This is a genomic window from Acinetobacter sp. Ag2 (genome assembly GCF_001005515.1).
Classification (GTDB): Bacteria; Pseudomonadota; Gammaproteobacteria; order Pseudomonadales; family Moraxellaceae; genus Acinetobacter; species Acinetobacter bereziniae.
In genome coordinates, this window is record NZ_LBNA01000057.1 from 172,520 (window position 1) to 192,356 (window position 19,837).

The 19,837-nt window shown below is 38.0% G+C and carries 16 protein-coding genes; 10 read left to right on the forward strand and 6 right to left on the reverse strand.

The features are described 5' to 3' along the window. Positions 1-461 precede the first annotated feature (461 nt). The 3 genes from AAV97_RS17745 (at position 462) to rnk (ending at position 3,730) form a co-directional block, all read left to right on the forward strand. Positions 462-1,682 (forward strand): alpha/beta hydrolase family protein, encoded by a 1,221-nt coding sequence (locus AAV97_RS17745; protein WP_042086644.1) that lies wholly within the window; start codon positions 462-464, stop codon positions 1,680-1,682. A 160-nt stretch (positions 1,683-1,842) separates the two neighbouring features. Then, entirely contained in the window at positions 1,843-3,096 is a 1,254-nt protein-coding gene (gene glyA, locus AAV97_RS17750; RefSeq protein ID WP_004831563.1) for a serine hydroxymethyltransferase, read from the forward strand. Positions 3,097-3,325: 229 nt separating this feature from the next. Beyond that, positions 3,326-3,730 carry a nucleoside diphosphate kinase regulator gene (rnk, locus tag AAV97_RS17755; protein ID WP_004831562.1) on the forward strand — a complete coding sequence of 135 codons (405 nt, stop codon included), beginning with the start codon at positions 3,326-3,328 and terminating at the stop codon, positions 3,728-3,730. Between the two features lie 77 nt (positions 3,731-3,807). Here the strand turns inward: rnk and AAV97_RS17760 are convergent, their stop codons facing one another. Further along, positions 3,808-5,340 carry a DUF4139 domain-containing protein gene (locus AAV97_RS17760; RefSeq protein ID WP_009586203.1) on the reverse strand — a complete coding sequence of 511 codons (1,533 nt, stop codon included), beginning with the start codon at positions 5,338-5,340 and terminating at the stop codon, positions 3,808-3,810. Between the two features lie 277 nt (positions 5,341-5,617). Here AAV97_RS17760 and AAV97_RS17765 point away from each other — a divergent pair, with 277 nt between their 5' ends. The 3 genes from AAV97_RS17765 (at position 5,618) to AAV97_RS17775 (ending at position 8,421) form a co-directional block, all read left to right on the forward strand. After that, the gene (locus AAV97_RS17765; protein WP_042086648.1) at positions 5,618-6,115 is read left to right on the forward strand and encodes a chorismate--pyruvate lyase family protein; all 498 of its coding nucleotides are present in this window, start codon (positions 5,618-5,620) and stop codon (positions 6,113-6,115) included. A 17-nt stretch (positions 6,116-6,132) separates the two neighbouring features. Further along, positions 6,133-7,011 (forward strand): 4-hydroxybenzoate octaprenyltransferase, encoded by an 879-nt coding sequence (gene ubiA / locus AAV97_RS17770; RefSeq protein ID WP_042086651.1) that lies wholly within the window; start codon positions 6,133-6,135, stop codon positions 7,009-7,011. Between the two features lie 183 nt (positions 7,012-7,194). Next, positions 7,195-8,421: an alpha/beta hydrolase family protein gene (locus AAV97_RS17775; RefSeq protein WP_042085112.1), complete on the forward strand. Its 1,227-nt coding sequence runs from the start codon at positions 7,195-7,197 to the stop codon at positions 8,419-8,421. Between the two features lie 68 nt (positions 8,422-8,489). Here AAV97_RS17775 and AAV97_RS17780 read toward each other — a convergent pair whose 3' ends face one another. The 3 genes from AAV97_RS17780 to AAV97_RS17790 all read right to left on the reverse strand — a co-directional run bounded on the left by AAV97_RS17780 (position 8,490) and on the right by AAV97_RS17790 (position 11,936). Continuing rightward, positions 8,490-9,848, reverse strand: a complete 1,359-nt coding sequence (locus tag AAV97_RS17780; protein ID WP_046761312.1) for a nucleobase:cation symporter-2 family protein — start codon at positions 9,846-9,848, stop codon at positions 8,490-8,492. 161 nt (positions 9,849-10,009) lie between these two features. Then, positions 10,010-11,188 (reverse strand): YbfB/YjiJ family MFS transporter, encoded by a 1,179-nt coding sequence (locus AAV97_RS17785; protein ID WP_046761276.1) that lies wholly within the window; start codon positions 11,186-11,188, stop codon positions 10,010-10,012. A gap of 163 nt (positions 11,189-11,351) precedes the next feature. After that, positions 11,352-11,936: a flavin reductase family protein gene (locus tag AAV97_RS17790; protein ID WP_042085122.1), complete on the reverse strand. Its 585-nt coding sequence runs from the start codon at positions 11,934-11,936 to the stop codon at positions 11,352-11,354. A gap of 195 nt (positions 11,937-12,131) precedes the next feature. Between AAV97_RS17790 and AAV97_RS17795 the strand changes: the two genes are divergently transcribed. After that, positions 12,132-13,523, forward strand: a complete 1,392-nt coding sequence (locus AAV97_RS17795; RefSeq protein ID WP_042085124.1) for an L-cystine transporter — start codon at positions 12,132-12,134, stop codon at positions 13,521-13,523. Positions 13,524-13,585: 62 nt separating this feature from the next. Here AAV97_RS17795 and AAV97_RS17800 read toward each other — a convergent pair whose 3' ends face one another. Together AAV97_RS17800 and AAV97_RS17805 are read right to left on the reverse strand one after the other, a co-directional pair. Continuing rightward, positions 13,586-14,386 carry a hypothetical protein gene (locus tag AAV97_RS17800; protein WP_046761277.1) on the reverse strand — a complete coding sequence of 267 codons (801 nt, stop codon included), beginning with the start codon at positions 14,384-14,386 and terminating at the stop codon, positions 13,586-13,588. A 188-nt stretch (positions 14,387-14,574) separates the two neighbouring features. After that, a complete protein-coding gene (locus AAV97_RS17805; protein ID WP_416202236.1) occupies positions 14,575-14,889 on the reverse strand; it encodes a hypothetical protein in 315 nt (104 codons plus the stop codon). Between the two features lie 220 nt (positions 14,890-15,109). On the opposite strand from AAV97_RS17805, the gene AAV97_RS17810 reads away from it, so the two are divergent. The 3 genes from AAV97_RS17810 to AAV97_RS17820 all read left to right on the forward strand — a co-directional run bounded on the left by AAV97_RS17810 (position 15,110) and on the right by AAV97_RS17820 (position 19,811). Further along, the gene (locus AAV97_RS17810) at positions 15,110-15,940 is read left to right on the forward strand and encodes a PhzF family phenazine biosynthesis protein (protein WP_046761279.1); all 831 of its coding nucleotides are present in this window, start codon (positions 15,110-15,112) and stop codon (positions 15,938-15,940) included. Positions 15,941-16,420: 480 nt separating this feature from the next. Continuing rightward, positions 16,421-19,195, forward strand: a complete 2,775-nt coding sequence (locus AAV97_RS17815) for a M16 family metallopeptidase (protein ID WP_046761280.1) — start codon at positions 16,421-16,423, stop codon at positions 19,193-19,195. Positions 19,196-19,319: 124 nt separating this feature from the next. Further along, positions 19,320-19,811 carry a YfbM family protein gene (locus AAV97_RS17820; protein ID WP_046761281.1) on the forward strand — a complete coding sequence of 164 codons (492 nt, stop codon included), beginning with the start codon at positions 19,320-19,322 and terminating at the stop codon, positions 19,809-19,811. Positions 19,812-19,837: the final 26 nt, after the last annotated feature.

The following is a 19,837-nucleotide window of genomic DNA, read 5'->3' on the forward strand; positions in this document are numbered from 1 at the left end:
TTTAGATGTACAGCAAACAGTTTGGTCAGGGAAGCTTCATATCATTCAAAACGATCTTTATTGCATTGATTTTATTGATCAAGAGAAATTAACTTTTGCGGCATGCATTTTTCAACAGATTGGCGATATGCTGTTGAATCTTATTCTGTGAAAAAGCCAGCGTCGTTAAAATAAGATTGAAATTTTAAACGAATCTTTAAGCTACTTTGATATTAATTTTATAAACAATAAATAGCCATTTCTTGGCAGTTTAGATTTCTATATATTGTTCAATATGTTAACAATAAACATGATGCCTTGTGTGGTGTGATGCCATTATTGGTGATTTATTCAGTTGATTCATCCCTTAAAAATAATGACTAAAAGACTTGCCTAACATATTTTTTTGACGTATTCATGAAATACTTATGCGTAATAAGTGATATAAAATATTTAAAAAATTGTGTTTAAGGATAAATCACATGAAAAAGAATTTACTGACAGTTTTAATTATAAGTTCTGGGATCGCTTTAACAGCATGTAATAACGGTGATGGAGGGAGTTCATCTGGAGCTTCTCCAGATAATACAGATGTCAACACGATTGCCAATCCTGTTGTGGGAACACCAAGCGCATACACTGCAACTGACTTCTCCACTGTGGCAACGGATAGTGTCGTGATGACCTATAAAATGAAAGGTATTAATGGTACCGAAGTACAAGCAACCTCACTGGTCTTTACACCGAAAACTGTAGCACCAGCAGGTGGTTGGCCAATCGTGGTTTGGGCACATGGAACAACAGGCGTTGCAGATCAATGCGCACCAAGTCGTAATGTGATGAATGACCATATTAAAGGCATGATTTCTAAGTTTCTTGCAGCAGGCTACGTGGTGGTTGCACCTGATTACGAAGGCTTGGGCGAGCCTGGTGGTAAAGAATTACACCCATTTTTAAATTTAAAAAGTGAAGCTTATTCGATTACTGATGCGGTAGTGGCGACACGTAATTGGCTAGGCAGTAAAGCGTCTAATCAGTGGGTCACAGTTGGACATTCTCAAGGTGGTCAAGCAGCATTAGGCGCTGCGCAATATGCGGCGCGTGCAAACCTAGACTATAAAGGCACCGTCGCTGTTGCACCAGCTTCACAATTGAAATTAATTTTAAGTGTTGGAAATCTTTCAGTTGAAAATGCTACACCAACTCAGCAGATACCTGTTTATGCATCTTTAGATACCTTTACTGCATTAATTGCTGCGGGCTTACGCAATACAAACCCTACTTTAGACTATAGCCAAGTATTTAAAGTACCGACGGATGCAATTGCAAGAAATGCAGAATCAAGCTGTGATCTTGGAACTCAATTTGCAGGGGCTATGATGCAATATGTTGGTAGCAATGGTTCATTAAAGAATTATCCAAGAACAACTGACGGATTTATGACCCTAGCGCCTGTACAAAAATTTTTAAATGAAGACTCACAACCACTACAAGTTCAAGTCAAAACACCTGTAGTAATTTATCAGGGGGGGGCGGATACTACAGTACCCAAAATTGCGACAGATACTTTATATGCTACCGCAAAAGCATTTGGTACACAGGTTCGCTATATCCCTGAACCTACTTGGGATCATAGTTCTGCGTATGTTTTAAATATTGATAATATTGTTGCAGATGTCAAAGCTATGTTTGCAGCAAAATAACGCTTTAAACTGCCATTATCAAAAAAATAGCTAATGTACGATACATTAGCTATTTTTATTTAAAACAGAGCAAACTTCATTCTGTTTAATTACAAACTTCATGCTACAATACGCGCAATCTTAGCACGGCTTAAAAGCCCTAATTCATAGGACCTCGCTAATGTTCGCCAATATCTCTATTTCTGAATTTGATCCAGAAATCGCTCAAGCAATTTCTCAAGAAGATGCCCGTCAAGAAGCACATATTGAGTTGATTGCATCTGAAAACTATTGCTCACCTGCAGTAATGGAAGCACAAGGATCAAAACTCACTAACAAATATGCCGAAGGTTATCCTGGTAAACGCTATTATGGCGGTTGTGAATATGTAGACGTGATCGAACAATTGGCGATCGATCGTGCTAAAGCATTATTTGGTGCTGACTACGCTAACGTACAACCTCATGCCGGTTCTCAAGCAAACTCAGCAGTCTATCTTGCACTTTTAAACCCAGGCGATACTGTTTTAGGAATGAGCTTAGCGCATGGCGGTCACTTGACCCACGGTGCAAAAGTAAGCTTCTCAGGTAAAACTTATAATGCAGTGCAATATGGTTTAAACCCTGAAACTGGTGAAATTGACTACGAAGAAGTTGAACGTTTGGCTGTAGAACACAAGCCTCGTATGATCGTTGCTGGTTTCTCTGCGTATAGCCAAATTGTTGATTGGCAACGTTTCCGTGATATCGCGGATAAAGTTGGTGCATATTTATTTGTTGATATGGCGCACGTTGCTGGTTTAGTGGCTGCTGGTGTATATCCAAGCCCAGTACAAATTGCGGATGTAACAACGACGACTACGCATAAAACTTTACGTGGTCCACGTTCTGGTTTGATCCTTGCTAAAGCAAATGAAGAGATTGAGAAAAAACTTCAATCAGCTGTATTCCCAGGTAACCAAGGTGGTCCTTTGGTTCATGCTGTTGCGGCAAAAGCAATTTGCTTTAAAGAAGCAATGACACCTGAATATAAAGAATATCAAAAACAAGTGGTTGTTAATGCTAAAGCGATGGCTGAAGTGTTGATTTCACGTGGTTATGATGTTGTTTCTGGTGGTACAGAAAACCATTTATTCTTGTTATCGTTGATTAAACAAGATGTGACAGGTAAAGATGCTGACGCATGGTTAGGCGCAGCGCATATTACAGTGAATAAAAATGCTGTACCAAATGATCCACGTTCTCCATTTGTTACTTCAGGTATCCGTATCGGTACACCTGCAGTAACCACTCGTGGTTTTGGTGAAGCGGAAGTGCGTGATTTGGCAGGTTGGATTGCTGATATCCTAGACGCTAAAGGTGATGAAGCGGTAATCAAAGCAGTACAAGCTAAAGTTGAAGCGGTATGTGCTAAATTCCCAGTTTATGCAAAATAAGCATTGACTTGAGAAAGCCTCCTCTCAAGGAGGCTTTTTTTATGGTTGAATAAAAAGCAGTAATATACGACTAAATATCTGTTATAAAAGAAATCGGTGATGAAAAGCTATGGATTTCAGTTTATATCTTGCTTTGTCAATTTAGTTGGCAAGCGAATTGATGTATAACTGTAAGATCGGCTTTATCAATACGCTTGTGGTAATGCAATAGTGCAAAGGAATTCGGTACATGACTAAACCCAATATTATTATTTCAGAACAGGATTTGCATCGTTTGGAAACGATGTTAGAACATCAGTCAAAGTTGACGATCACCATGCAACATTTAGAAGAAGAATTGGCACGTGCAGAAGTGGTTGCACCTGATGCCATTCCAGCAAATGTTGTGACCATGAATGCAAAGGTGCTGATCACGATTGCACCATCAACAGAAGCAACTGAAATTACACTGGTTTATCCACATGATTTCCGTGGTGATAAAGGGCAGGTCAATGTCATTGCTCCTGTTGGCGCCGCTATTTTAGGTTTGGCTGAAGGGCAAGAAATCGAGTGGCCGCAACCCGATGGACACTTAATGAAAGTTAAAATTGAAAAAGTATTGTATCAGCCTGAACGTGAGGGTGACTATCTTTAGTCTTTGCTGAATGAGCATGTTGCAAATCAAAGCCCAGTGATGACTGGGCTTCATTATTTATGGTAGAGAAGAGAATATTAAAAACCAGAGGTTCTACCTTTACTTGGATATTTAAATTGGTGTTGTACATCCAACTTATAACTTTGCTTTGGATTTAAATCCACTTGCCATAAGTTGATATTCGGTTGTCCATTCCATTGGGTCGCCGTTGGGGGAATGCTATAAGTTGAGTGAGTGGTCAGTTTTCCATTTTGACTTTGTGGCTCAGATTCAAAAATAGTGACTTGAATTGGATAATTATGTAAGTTTTGCACAGAATATTGCTGTTTCTGTGTAGTTTCTGACTGTGTCCCTTTGACAGGGTTTTTCTTGTCGGACAAATCAGTCACTTTGATTTGGATTTGATCATCGGTTCCAAAACTCATTTGTAAGTTTTCATCTACACTGTTGTTCCAAGCTCTTTGTCCGATATAGTCGCCGTCACGATAGAGTTTCACTGTACCTGAAGGCCAATTCTGATCCAGTTTTGCAATCTCAGCATTAATCGTTGCCTGGGTACTATTTTTAGGGATTGCCCATACGGAAAGCTTTGCTGCATATTGTTCTGTGCTTAAAGGTAAGAATATTTGCTGTTGGCTACTTGGAATAGAGGCTTTGGTTTCTGATCGAAATTCGGTACTAAAGTTTAGATCGGCTGCTTGGAATTGTGGAAACTGGGGCGCTTTTTTGGCACTTTTTTCTTTTCGGTCATAGCTCATTTCAGCCATTGGTGCAGGTGCAATAGCATAAATAGGGCGTACAACAGGTTCTGGCTCAAAATAATTTACCCACCATTGTTGTGGTTGAACTTGTTGAACATAGTTTTGCGGTGTCGCCGTAGACAGTGCTAGCTTTACATTATTCCAGTCTTCACCTGTTTTTTGAGCAATCATTGCCATACGTGTGAGCTTAATTTGCTTTGTCTGGGTATCCAATTCAGCTTTATAAATCGGTTGCCAACGTGCATAAGGCACCATATAACTGATTTTAATTTCACCCCGTTGTGGTGCATTGACATAAAATTTAAGGGTTCTTTGATTAAATTCACTGTCACCAATGGCGCTTAAATCTTGTTCCAACTCATCTAAACGTTGCTCAAGCTTTTCTTTTTCGATCTTGGCTTGATCAATGGCGATAAACGCTTCATAAGCTTGCTTACGAACTTTAGGTGCAGAACCTTCGGTCACATTGCCCAAGAATTTATTCTGAAGCTCAGCAGCTTGAATAATTGAATTTTGTTCTGAAATTTTCTTTTTAATTGCGTCGATATGGTCGCGTAACTGTGAAGATTCATTGCCAGCAGGCTTATCTAATGCACTGTCAGTGTGAGAAACTGCATTCACTTCGATATTACTACTTTGATATTGCAGTTGGTCGATATTGAAATTGGCAGCCAGTCCACTCAAGCTCACCAACTGTTCCCCAGCTTGCACAGGAATGGTTCGTTCGATTTTTGCCAATGTTGGGTATAGGGTGACTTGTTGGATTGGAGAACTGGATAAGTTGAGTGCAAAACTATAAGTCGAAGGCAGACACAGTAAGCTAAATTTTAGCGCAGTTTTTATATTCATTTATGCTTGTCCTGAAATCATTACAATTGATTTTAATTTATAAAATGTAGCAGAAATCAAGATAAATCAAAACGAAAATAGTTAAGTCGTACTAAAAAAGCCCAATGTTTGTGATGCTTTATCACTGATCAAGAGATTTATTGAAAATTAAGTTCTTTTCGAGTGGATTTAATTTTGATTGATTTTTCAACTAATTCTGAACATTTTAAAGATCAGCTCAAACAAAGTTAAAAATTTCAGTTAAACTGAGGCATCCAAAATATGGAAGGGGTGAACATTGAAACAATCATGCGCAATACGGGATCATAAATTTCCTCCTGAATTAAAAACATGGTTGTTTGCACAGGGTTCCCTGACCCAGCAATTGACAGATGCGGCAGGTGGTATTTTTAAAGTCCAGCCCATCCAAGAGCACTATCAAAGAATGACCTTGTTAGACAGTCAATGGATGTCAATGCCTCACCAACATACCTCATGGGTGCGAGAAAGTTACTTATTTGGTTGTGATGCACAACCTTGGGTTAAAGCAAAAAGTATTTTTCCTATTTTAAGTATTCACAGCAAAGCACGCTTGTTTAAACATATCCGTACCAAACCAATTGGAAAGTTTTTGTTCCAAAGAACCAATCCTTTATGTGAAAGACGTGTTTTAAAATTAGCAGAAGGTTGGACACGCCAAAGTTGTTATACTTGGCATGGTTGTAAATTTATAGTTCAAGAAACTTTTTTACCTGCTTTTGAACAATTTTTACAACAACAGCATATTTCAAAATAGTGTACTGAAGGACTGTCATGGCAATAGCGCAACAAACCACATGGAAACAACGGTTAGAAGCATATTATTATCTATGTCGTTTTGATAAACCTATCGGAACAGAGCTGGTATTTTGGCCAACCATGTGGGCATTATGGATTGCTGCGGAAGGAATCCCGGATATTGTTACTTTGATTGCGATGGTCCTAGGGACAATTTTTATGCGTGCGGCAGGTTGTGCAATCAATGACTTTGCAGATCGTAAAGTCGATGCCCACGTTGAACGCACTAAAAACCGTCCTCTTGCAACGGGTGTAATTTCGGCAAAAGAAGCAGTTTGGGTTTTTATTGGTTTGGTGGCTGCAAGCGCCTGCACTTTATTTTTCTTACCGATTGCAACATTTTATTGTGCGTTAGCAGGTTTGCTTCTGGCATTTATTTATCCATTCATGAAGCGTTATACCCATTTACCCCAAGTGGTGTTGGGAATGGCATTTTCATGGGGAATTCCCATGTCTTTTACTGCAATGGGCAAACCTTTAGGTTGGACATGTTGGTTACTCTATTTTGGCAATCTCGCTTGGACTGTTGCTTATGACACGCAGTACGCCATTACAGATCGAGAATATGATTTAAAAATTGGGGTGAAATCTACGGCTATCCTGTTTGGTCGCTATGATATAGAAATTATTTCATTATTGCAGTTGAGCAGTGTGGTGTTGATTGGTGCTGCGCTGTATTTGGAAAATATTCTGATCCCGATAGGACTGATTGCATTGTTATTGGTTTCAGTAGACTTTATTTATCAGTGGAGTAAAACCAAAGATCGTGATCCACAAAGATGTTTCTGGGCATTTAGGCACAATCGTTGGGTTGGACTGATTATTTTTGCAGGTATTTTTATTGCACTCATTTGATTTGGTTAAAGCTGATTGAGTTTGATTTAAAGTGTGATAAATCACATAAATTAAAATTAATTATTTGTATTTCTATATTATTTTACTCTTTGGTTAAAAGCATTCTAGCAAGATGCTTTTTTTTATGTTTAATTAGAGGGGAACACGGAGCTGTTCAAAAAAGAAAAATTTGAGGAAAGGGTAATGAAAGTATTATTTAAACGGACACTATTGGCTATTACTTGTGGTTCAGCATTATTTTTAAGCGCATGTAATGATGATGACAACTGGGATAATTGGAATAGTAATAAAAGTTATATATCTGAAAGTTCATATTATTTAGACAGTATGAGTGAAGCATCCTCAGTCAAAGTCATGACCTATAATATGCCGAATGTTTTAGGGGAAACTAAAAAAGCCACAGCCATGGTTTTTGTGCCTAAAACAACAAGACCCGCGGAAGGTTGGAAAGTCGTGGTTTGGGAACATGGGACGGTAGGTGTAGGTGATAGCTGTGCGCCAAGTAGGAATGGCTTTAAAACAGGTTTTAAAGCTATGGCACAAAGTTTATTAAAAGAAGGCTATGTGGTGGTTGCACCTGACTATGAGGGCTTAGGAACACCAGGTATGCATCCGTATTTAAATCTGAAGAGTGAAGCAAATTCAGCGATTTATGCGGTCAAAGCCTATAAAGATCATTATGGTAGTCAGATCAATGGTCAATGGATGTCCGTGGGGCAGTCTCAAGGTGGTCATGCTTCTTTAGGAACAGCAGAACTTTCCAATAGTGATACCAATTATAGAGGCGCAGTAGCAGGTGCACCTGCTTCAAGTTTAGGCTATATTATTTCTGAGGTAGCACCACAAGCGATTCGGAACCTTCTTCTCGCTGGTAAAGTTGAGACAGCAATTGATGTCTATGCTGAATTATTAGCCTATGCCGCTTATACCACAGTAGGTGTCACTGCCTATGAACCTCGATTTAATTATCGAGAAGTTTTCAAGGATCGTTCTAAGTTGATTGTAGAATTGGCAGAGGGCACAACGGGTGAAAATGGTTCATGTCTTGAAGATTTGAAGGGTAAATTTATTACAGATATTCGTGAATATTTGAACACGAATAGCGGTAAAACTGTTTTAGACTATCCAGGGCTTATTGATAACTTCCAAGAAAATTCAACAGTAAAAAAATTCTTAGTAGACAATCAGCCTGCAACCAAGAAAATTAATACACCTGTGATGATTATTCAGGGTAAATTAGATATGGCAGTACCTTATCAAGTGACTGAAAAATTACAGCAAGACTTAAAAAATATGGGTACAGATGTGACGTTCTTGCTGGTAGATGACCAAAATCATACAGGAGCAATTGTTGCAAAGAACGCTGAATTGGTTGCCTTTATTAAAAAGCATATGCCAATCACAAAATAATCTTTTAATGATTAAATGTAGTTATTGATATAAAAACAGAGCTTCAATAGAAGCTCTGTTTTTATAAATTAATGCGTCACTGTTTGTACAGGCTTAACAGGAGCTTTCACCGAGCTTTTACCAAAGGACAGATGATTAAAGAAGATATTCAGCATGACTGCTGTAATACAGGTCGTGGTAATCCCCGAGTGAAACAGGGTTTGAAATACTTTTGGGAATGCATTGAAAAACTCTGGACTAATCAACGGAATTAAACCCGCACAAATTGAAACTGCTACAATGATTAAATTGGACTGGATTTGATAATCGACTTTAGAAAGTGTACGAATCCCGCTTGCAGCAACACTACCAAATAAAACGATACCCGCTCCACCCAGAACAGGCATCGGAATCGCTGCGACAATACGACCAAAAATAGGCAATAAACCCAAAACCACTAAAATTGCTCCACCTGTTGCAACCACAAAACGACTTTTCACACCTGAGATAGCGACCAAGCCAACATTTTGTACAAAAGCACATTGCATAAATGAACCGAATAAGGGGGCAATCGCTGAAGAAAGCATATCGGCTCTTAAACCATTTGCGAGACGTGGACTGTCCATTTTTGTATCTACAATTTCACCAATCGCCAATAGGCTGGCAGTAGTTTCAGTCAGGATCACAATACTGACAATACACATGGTCAAGATGGCAGACATTTCAAAAGTAGGAAGACCAAAGGCGAACAAATGTGGCAAAGCAAACAGCTCACCTTGAGTGACTTTAGAAAAGTCGGCAACGCCTAAAAAGATGGTGAATATCGCACCGACGATAATCGCAATCAATACTGCCAGACGTGCCATGGTTGCTGTACCAAAACGGCTGACCAAAAGTAGGATCGTGAGTGTGAATGCTGCAATTCCAATATTTTCTAATGAACCCCATGAGGGTGCTTTGGGATTTCCTCCCATAATCCAACGAATGGCAACGGGTAACAGTGAAATTCCAATAATTGTAATGATGGAACCTGTGACAATCGGTGGAAAGAAACGCACAATTTTTGAGAAAAATGGAGCAATCAACAAACCAAAAATAGAACTGACAATGACTGCACCAAAAATTGTTTGAATATTACCGCCTGTAGTACCAATCGCAATCATACTTGCCACGGCAGCAAATGAAGTGCCCTGTACTATGGGCAGTTTTGCACCAAACCATTTCACTCCTAATGTTTGTAACAAAGTAGCTAAACCACCAACAAGAATCGAGGCAGTAATTAATAGTGCAATTTCGGCTGCATTTAAACCGATGGCTGTCCCTACTACCAATGGGGCAGCGATTAAACCGCCATACATGGTGAGAACATGTTGGAGACCAAAAGTCAGGTTTTTTCCTAAACTTAGAACTTCATCTTCAGGTTTGATTTTGTTAATTTCAGCACTCATATGAAACCCATTCATGAATTTTTCATCAATGGTTTAGATGAGCAATTTGTATGCCAAACGGTAAAATATGGATAGCTTTGGTTTTGCATGCACAGCGAATGGCTTAAACGTAGGATGATTCGTTCAATATTAAGTCATCATCCTTCTAACAAAATCGTATTTTATGCCTGCGATTTAAACTTCATTCGGGTACAGATAAAAAATTGCAGTGTACCAAACAACAACACCCCTGAAGCGAGTACAAACTGTTGATGATACGAAACACCCCAGTGTTGCAATGCGCTAAAACATAAACCACCAATCAGTTGAGTAATGGCAAATCCTAGCGTTGCGATACTCCATAAATTTTTATAGGCTGTATGATAAAGATTGAGAATCGTATAGGAGGTTAAGAACACCACAGCTGGATTGAGAAGCCCTGTAAAAAATGAGGAAATATAAGTAAAGATCGGATGGATAGAAAAGACTGCGACCAAAATTGCAACGACATAGATACTATATAATATTTTTAAGGCAGTAAAATTTCCAAATTTCCGTGCGAGTAAGTAAGCACTGATTGCACCCAAAGCACTGCCTGAACCATAAAGAATCCAGTTGAAATTAATCAGGTAGAGGTTGAGGTGTAAAGTATTTTTTAGATAATCAATCCAAAATAATGAATGTGGCACATAAGCAAAAGCACTACATGCATATACGATTAACACACTCAGATAAATACCATCCATCGAGCTGATAGAATTGTTTTGGGCACTTGTTTGGTGTAAATAATCTTTAAACCCGTGTAAAAGATAGGCATTTATTAGGCAAATCAGTGCTGAAAACCCAAACAAAATCATCCAAGCTGATTGGGTACTGATTTGATCTAGATAGGGTAAAAACAAGGTAGCTGAAAGTACACCAATCCCAATACCACTAAAACCAATAAAATTGATACTCAAGCGTTCATCAGCTCGACAACAATGCGCCACAATACTGGGTGCAAGAATCATGATTAAGCCTCCACTAATGCCTGAGATGATTCGCCAGAATACATACCATAGTTCAGAAAAACCTGAAAATGCACAACTGAGTAAGCTGATTGCACCTGCACAGGATGCAAGTACAAGATAACGAGGCATATTGGCTGTGTGTGGGAGTTTCATCGACCAAAAGGCACCGATGAGATAACCGAGTAAATTAGCACTCCCCAATATACTGGCAAAACTACTATCCCAGTGGTAGGCGAGTCGGGTAGTGGGCAATAATGCGGTATAGGAAAATCGCAATATACCAATCGCTAAACAGGTACTTAGACAAAGAAAGACACTCAATTGAAGTTTATTTGAAACAGTCCTGTTCACTTACATATCATCCATTTTTCACTCAATTCACCATAAGGCGAATTGAAAAAAATGACAATAAATAATCAATATTTAGTTTAAGAATAATCCATCAATTGGTAAAAAAGATAATACTGAGCCCAACTGAATGCCTTTAATACTCGAACTCTGGTTACAATAAAAATTAGGGTTGAATGAGGTTGGCATCGACAGGGTCACCAATGGTGTAATAATGCCCACCTGCAACATGATGCAAACTTTTCCACTCGGCATCTACTTCATGGTAATACCAGTGCCCATTGCGGAAAACTCGGTCGTCTGCATAAGCCGCGATTACCTTGCCAATAAATAAATCATGTTCCTGCTGATTGTGTGGTTCTGGGATCAATTCACAGATCAGCCAAGCCGCACAGCCTTCCACTGCAGGCAGATCAAAACCTTCAAACTTGAATAAGGGGGTCTCACAATGTGACAGTTTTTCTGGATCGTTGAATTGACTGATTGAACCCAGTTGTTGCACCAGTTTAAGTTGCTTTAAGGTGGGAACTTGTAAAATGAAATAACCTGATTTTTCAATTAATAATCGTGTTTTTGTGCTTTTGTCTAAAACAACAGTTACTTTTGCAGGTACGAGCTCCAATGCACATGCCCATGCAGCAGCCATGACATTCTGCTCATGTTCATACTGCGCAGACACCAGTACGGTTGGACCATGATTTAATAGACGATATGCTTTTGAAAGCTCAACAGCTTGGAGATGTTGATTCATATTACAACCTATATTGAGGGCTTATTTATTATTTGCACATGCTTATATGAAATTCATATGAAGCAAATAAGATGATGTTTTTATTGTTGATTATGAGCAACAAAAAAATATCAGTTAAATCGCTAAAAGTGCTAAAGGCTATTGGATATTTCACAATAAGTTTATAATAAAACGATCAAAACTATTGGAACTCGAATGAACTATACGCTCATTTTGAATATTGTCATATTCATTGCCTTAATCATACTGTTAATGCAAACCAGAAAGACCGATTGGAGTCTGGCTAAAAAAGTGTTTGCAGGTTTGTGTTTGGGTGTTGTATTTGGGCTTGGATTACATTGGGTTTATGGTACAAATTCAGCAATTTTAACTGAATCTATTCAATGGTTTAACATTGTTGGTAATGGTTATGTGAAACTGTTGCAGATGGTCGTAATGCCATTGGTTCTAGTTTCAATATTGAGTGCTGTGATCAAACTACATAACGCTTCATCACTGGGTAAAATTAGTCTTATCAGCATTGGTACATTGTTGATTACTACATTTATTGCAGCATTGGTTGGTGTTTTTGTCACCAATCTTTTTGGTTTAAGTGCGGCAGGTTTAGTACAAGGTACACAAGAAACAGCGCGACTTGAAGCAATTCAAACGGATTATATTGGTAAAGTCACTGACTTAAATGTGCCAGATTTCATTTTATCATTTTTGCCGACCAATCCATTTGCAGAATTGACGGGAGCTCACCCAACTTCAATTATTAGTGTGGTTATTTTTGCAACCTTATTGGGCTTGGCTGGTTTAAATCTCATTAGAGATGATGCTGAAAAAGGGCAACGTATTGTCAGTGCAATTGATACTTTACAAGCTTGGGTCATGAAACTGGTTCGCTTGGTCATGACGCTTACGCCTTATGGTGTATTTGCATTAATTACAAAAGTGGTGGCAAGCTCGAATGCAGCGGATATCGTCAATCTAGGTGGTTTCCTTGTTGCTTCTTATCTGGGCTTAGCCATCATGTTTGGGGTACATGCACTGATTTTATTATTCACTGGTGTTAACCCGATTCGTTTCTTTAAAAAGGTTTTACCTGTACTGACTTTTGCTTTTACCAGTCGTTCAAGTGCAGCCAGTATTCCTTTAAATATTGAAGCACAAACACGCCGTTTAGGGATACCTGAGTCAATTGCCAGTTTTTCAGCATCGTTTGGTACGACCATCGGTCAAAATGGCTGTGCAGGTTTATATCCAGCAATGCTTGCGGTCATGGTTGCACCGACTGTCGGGATTAACCCACTTGATCCTGTTTGGATTTTGACTTTGGTCTGCGTGGTAACACTCAGTTCAATTGGTGTTGCAGGTGTCGGTGGTGGTGCAACTTTTGCAGCGCTGATTGTATTACCCATTATGGGGCTACCCGTCACTTTAGTGGCGTTGTTAATCTCAATTGAACCTTTGATTGATATGGGACGTACGGCTTTAAATGTCGATGGCTCAATGACTGCTGGTGTGGTAACCAGTCAATTGATGGGGCAGACAGACCAATCTATTTTACTTTCAGATGAGCAAGAAGATTTGCAACATAGCTGATCATTTTTTCTCGATTGTCTGAGTTTTAAAAACACCTAAATTTTATTTAGGTGTTTTTTTATTTATTGATCCATCATTTCATATATTTTATTGATTTTAAGCATATATTTTTTAGTTAATCGACTTTTTGATAAATTTGCTTTAAGAATTTTATTGATCTGCTGATGCTTTCTCTCAGCAAGCTTTGCAAGCAAATCAAAGCCGAGTAAAGGATCTGCAGCAACAAATACACTGAGTACGTATTCCAAACTTTTCTTCAATGTTTTAAAGGCTTCTGATTGATCTATTGTTTGATGATCAGACGGAAAAATATCGTTAAAGATTTGTTCACATAGATTTAAACAATATACAGTGTTAGCTGCGGTTGTTAAGAGAGGAGGGTGAGCAAGAGTGACTAAAATTCCTCTTTTTTCTAGCAGACTAGAATCAGGATATATCTGTTCGAACCATTTTTTGATAGTTGAAAAATCTTGCTCCCCAATAATTTGGCACGCCATTGCTGCGGCTTCTCGAAGTCTCCAACGTGAATCATTCATCATGGTTTGATTTTGATTTAAAATGATTTTTTGATGAGTTGTGTCTTGAGAAAAATAACTCTGAGATAATCCGAGTAAAGCACTGAAAGGTAAAATTGTTTCGCGCGAATTACCGTCAGTTGATGTATTTAATAACTGCTCTAAAAATTCCCATAAGCTTTGAGATATTGAAATATTTGCAAAGCATCTGGCAAAGCTATAGCTCAGTTCTAAATTTGCGCGAGGTCCAGGTAAATTTGAGTGTGCTTTTAGATACACTTCGACTTGTTCGAATTTTGATTGATTCAAAAGTATGTTTAACTCATCTAAATAACGAGATTGCTTCATACATTTATCCCATATATGAAAGTTTAAATTTCTCAATACACTCAATGGATTCGATCAATTGCCTATACTGAAGAGGGATATACACATAAAATATAACTCCAATTTAATGCATTGATGCTTAGAAAGAAGTGATAAAGAATATGGAGTCATCGTCTCTTGTAAATTTATGGTGTTAATTTTAGAGTACGCTATCGCGATGCTTTATTACATTCTGCCAATTCTTTAGATTTTTTTGTCCAAATTTTACCCACACTATTTTTGTAAAAATTAATTTTTCCAATACGGGAGACCAAGCTTTGACATGAGTCAAGCGATAGTTGATTGCCCCATGGACCAGTCATTCGACAAACAGAACCATCACATTTCCAAACCACATTTGGACCGTTTTCGATAGGAACGGTAACTTTTCCTTTATGTGTTGTTCCTGCAATCCAAGTGGTATTGGATGCACTTGCCCAAGGAGAAAAGAGTAAGCAACAGGTGATTACGATGCTTTTACACATTGTTTGGGGATTCTTCATTTGATTATTCTTCATTATTATTGCCTATTTATTGGGATAAAAAAATTATTCACCTGAAATACTATAATGAAAATGCTCGTTTTGTGAATGAAAAGTTTCATGAATTAAATATCTATATTCTGTACCCATTTTTATGCTTAGATTGTATCTGTAATCATTTTTTTGCTTGACTTAGAATGTGTGAAAATAAGGAGTCTCTGTGATGAAAATGTACCAAGTTGATGCTTTTACACAACAATTATTTAAAGGAAATCCTGCGGCAGTTTTAGTTTTAGACGAATGGCTTGATCATGCCTTGATGCAGAATATTGCCTTAGAAAATAATTTGGCAGAAACGGCATTTGTAAAAAGAATCGACGATGAAAATTATCAGATTCGTTGGTTTACGCCAAAAGTTGAAGTGGACTTTTGTGGACATGCAACATTAGCATCAGCATTTGTTTTATTTAAAGACTATACGTCAGCCAAAACAATTCGTTTTCATGTGAAAGACTTAGGTATTTTTACCATTCAACAAGCCGATGATGGTAAGATTCAAATGAACTTTCCAATACGCAGACCGCAAAAAGTTACGGAATATCCTGAATTACTGAATCATGTGATTGATAAGCCTTTTAAAGAAGTTTATTTAAATGCTCAGGCTTATATTTTGGTCTGTGATTCGGCACAAGATGTGATTGATGCTCAAGCAAATTTGGTCAACATTACACGTATTGCAGAGGAATACAGTGTGAGTACAGCATTGACCGCAAGTTCGGGTGGTTTTGATGTGACCATCACTGCCGCTTCTGATCAATATGATTATGTTGCTCGCTATTTCGCTCCACACAAAGGAATCAATGAAGATCCTGTGACAGGGTCTATGCATACGGGTTTAGCGCCATTATGGGCTGAAAAATTAGCAAAAAATCAGTTAATTGGTTATCAGGCTTCTGAGCGTGGTGGAACATTATTTTGCACTCTTCAAGCAGATAATCGTATTAAAATTTCTGGTTATGCCCAGCTTTACATGCAAGCTGAGATCGTGATTTAAATAGACTGAATTGTATAGTCAATCTGTTGAAAAATTCATCCAGTTGAATATCATTTCTCTTGATCAATAAAATTAAAGCGATCAATATATTGTTTGATGATATAAAGCTTGCACTGCCACGCTTTAGCTCTAGAGTTTAAATTGTTTTGCGTAGGCGATACTTTACTTTTCAGAGATGAAAAGTAACAAAAATCTTCCGTTGAGCGAGGGGTACATCCTAATACCCCCGCTCAACATGGCGACATCCATGTCGCCTCGTGATAGCAAAACTGTTTATGATTCAAAAGTACAAAATAAATGAATCATCCAAATCACTTGTATGAATAATCAGGCGGTTTGACTATATTTATTCAGAAATGCTTACAAAAGCCGTTGAAATAAACGGCTATTTTTTCAAAACTTAACTATAAATTATGTTCAGAATTTTTTAAGATGTCTCACTTATAAATGTTTAAAATTTAAAAAATTCTGGATTCTTTTATGCTTATGCGGTTGAAAAAACTCACATTCTCTCTCTGTATTCTTGGTTTCAGTGCGTCGACATTGGCTCAAACTGTTCTGGTTAAATCTGATCATAATATTGAAGAATATAAGCTAGAGAATGGCTTTCGGGTTTTACTTGCGCCAAACGACAAAGAAAATAAAGTGTTTATGAACACCGTATATTTAACGGGTTCTTTAAATGATCCACAGGGTAAAGGTGGTTTGGCTCATTTACTTGAGCATTTGGCTTTTAAAGGCACGCAAGATGTGAAAGGTGAAGAGTTTCAACGCCGTTTAGATCAATACACGTTGATGACCAATGCCAGCACAGATTATTACTCAACCAAATATACCAATATTGTTCGCCCAGACCAAAATATCTTAAATGAAGTGATCTACTTAGAATCACAGCGTATGGATAAATTGGTACTCCAAGAAAAATTTGTTCCATCTGAAATTAATATTGTCATGCGTGAACGTGAAGTGCGCATGGATCAGCCTTTTGCTGTATTAATGGATCAGATGTGGAAAGCAGCTTATGGTAATCAATCTTTAGGACGTTTACCTATTGGTGACTTATCTGAACTGCAATCGATTAAAATGAGTGAGTTAAATAAATTCTATAAAGATTGGTATGCACCGAATAATGCGGTCATGGTGATTTCAGGTAAATTTGATAAGGCAGAAGTTTTAAAAGCGATTGATAAAAATTTCAGCCCGATTTCTGCACGTCAAACCCCGCAACAAGCTCAAGTGCCATTATTAGATTCTGCAAAAATTAAAAATCGTGATTTCACTGTGAAAAAAGGCAGCGATCTTGCCAAATTCAATATTTATATGAATGGTAAGAATGAGAAAATTCAACCAGCACTCGCACTTGCTCCTTATCTCTATACTTTGCAACCGAGCGGTCATCTCTACTCAAGTATGGTCGAAACAGGTATTGCGACCAATGTTCAGTCAACAACATGGTTAGATGATGATTTTAATTTGGTGTTTATGGGGGCAATTTATGCACCGAATCATGACGCTAAAAAAATTGATCAATCCTTGATTTCTGGTGTGGAGCAGAACCCAAGCTTTAATGATGTCGAATTAAAACGCGTTAAAAACTTAATTCAGAATGCACACGATAACCTAATGAGCAGTGCAACTGCTGTAGGAGGCATGTTAAGTGACTATGTGGTGACTTCTCATGGTGATTGGGCGCAATATTTTAAAGATCAACAACGCATTCAAAATTTGACAGTGAATGAAACCAATTCAACTTTAAAGTCGTTCTTCACCCAACAACATCGTTTCCATGGCGATATTCAACCTACACCAGAAGATCAGAAAAAAGCTTTAGAACAAAAACAAGCAACTGAAAAACTGAAAACACTTGATCAGCAGGCAGCAGCAGTTGAACCATTGAAAGATGTCAGTGTTTACCAAGCTGAAGTTGCCCAGTATGTTCAACAGTCAAAACAGTACTTAGAGGCGACAGAGAAAAAGATTCAACGCGGAACATTGAAGAATGGAATGCAATATGCTTTATTCCCAACCTCGACACGTGATGATAAAACCTATGCGACCATTGAGGTGAATTTTGGTACAGCAGAGGCTTTAAAAAATAAATCGCAAATTTTAGATTTTATGGCTTATTTATTGTTACGCGCATCCGAGCAATATAGCTTACAGAATATTGCAGATAAAACCATTGAGGCAGGCGGTGATGCAACTGCAGCGGCCATTGATAATGGGATAACCATTCAAATTTCAGCGAAAAAAGAAAAATTTGAAGATTTCTTCAAATATATTGTTTCTGTAATGAAAAATCCTAAATTTGAACAATCACAATTTGATCTGATTAAATTACAGAGTCTTTCGAGTTTAGACCGTCCCTATACTGAGCCAGAAACGGTTTCCTCTTTAACAATAGCGCGTCTATTGGAAACCTATCAACCAGGAGATTTGCGTTATCATTTTGAACCTGAATTGGCAAAACAGCAGATTCAGGCAGCGACCAATCAACAGGTGATTGACCTGTATAAAAAGTATTTTGCAATGGATCACGGCTTCATTTCTGTGACAGGACAATATGATGCCAAAGCTATGCAAAAGTTACTTAATCAACAGTTTGGAAATTGGACGGGTAAACAACCATACCAACGCTTATCGACTGAATTTAATACTTACAAAGCACAAAAAGTGCATGCACTGTCAGAACAACGTGAATTTGGTAGTTATCAGGCATTACAGACTTTACCTGTAGGTGTAGACAATAAAGATGCAGCCGCATTAATTGTGTTTAGTTATATTCTTGGCGATTCCCAGTTATCTTCTCGTTTAGGACAGGAATTGCGTGAGAAGAATGCCTTGGTTTACGGTTTTGGCAGTCAACTTAACTTAGATTCTTTCAATGATGCTGGAGCTTTATCGATCGAAGCCAATTACACCGCAGGAAAATCTGCTGAAGTATCACAAGTGGTTCGTAAGGTATTGCAGGATTTACTCACTACTGGCGTGACTAGTCAAGAGTTGGAAGCGGCAAAAGCCAATATTATGAAGCAGCGTGTAACCTCATTGGAAGATGAGCGGATCATTCATCGTATGCTTAACAGCCAACTTGAACGCAATAAAAAAATGGATAGTCGTGGTTTACGTGATCAAGAATTTGCCAAGCTGACTAAGGCTGATGTTGATGCTGCGATTAAAAAATATATTAAACCAGAGCAATTGGTTGAAGTCATGGCTGATCAATATGGGCAAGCTCAGAAAGGTATAAATTGATCGCCTAAATTAAAAATTAGTTTGAGTAAAGTATAGGGTCTGTGAGCAGACCCTATACATATATGGTTTTTTGATTTATAAATTCGAAGAATAATGAAAAAAGAGTGAAAAAAGAGTGAAAACAATGTCAATGATCGGCAATTTATTGAGTATTTCAACGCAACAATTAGAAGATTTTATTCAGTCACCAAATTTACTTGAAGCTTATGTTTATGGTGATCAAAAAGATCAACAATCACAAACTTTGGATTTGGATAAGACATGGCATGCCATTCATTTTATCTTAAATGGTGATGCTTATGGAGGACAAGGTCCTTTAGCAATGGTGTTTTTCGGTGGTAAAGAGATTGGTGAGGATTTAGGAATCGGTCCAGCCAGATATTTAACAGCGGAGCAAGTGAAGCAAGTTGCGAACGCAGTAGAGCAGGTCAGTGATCATCAGTTTTCAAAGCAATATGATATTGAAGCATTGGACCAAGCTGATATTTATCCAAATATGTGGGATGAAGACAGTGAGGAAGGGTTACAGTATATTTTGCCGTATTTTCAAGACTTAAAACAATTCTATCAAGAAGCGGCACTCAGAAATCAAGCTGTATTGATTTATATTCATTAATCATTAAAAAACCGAGGCATTGACCT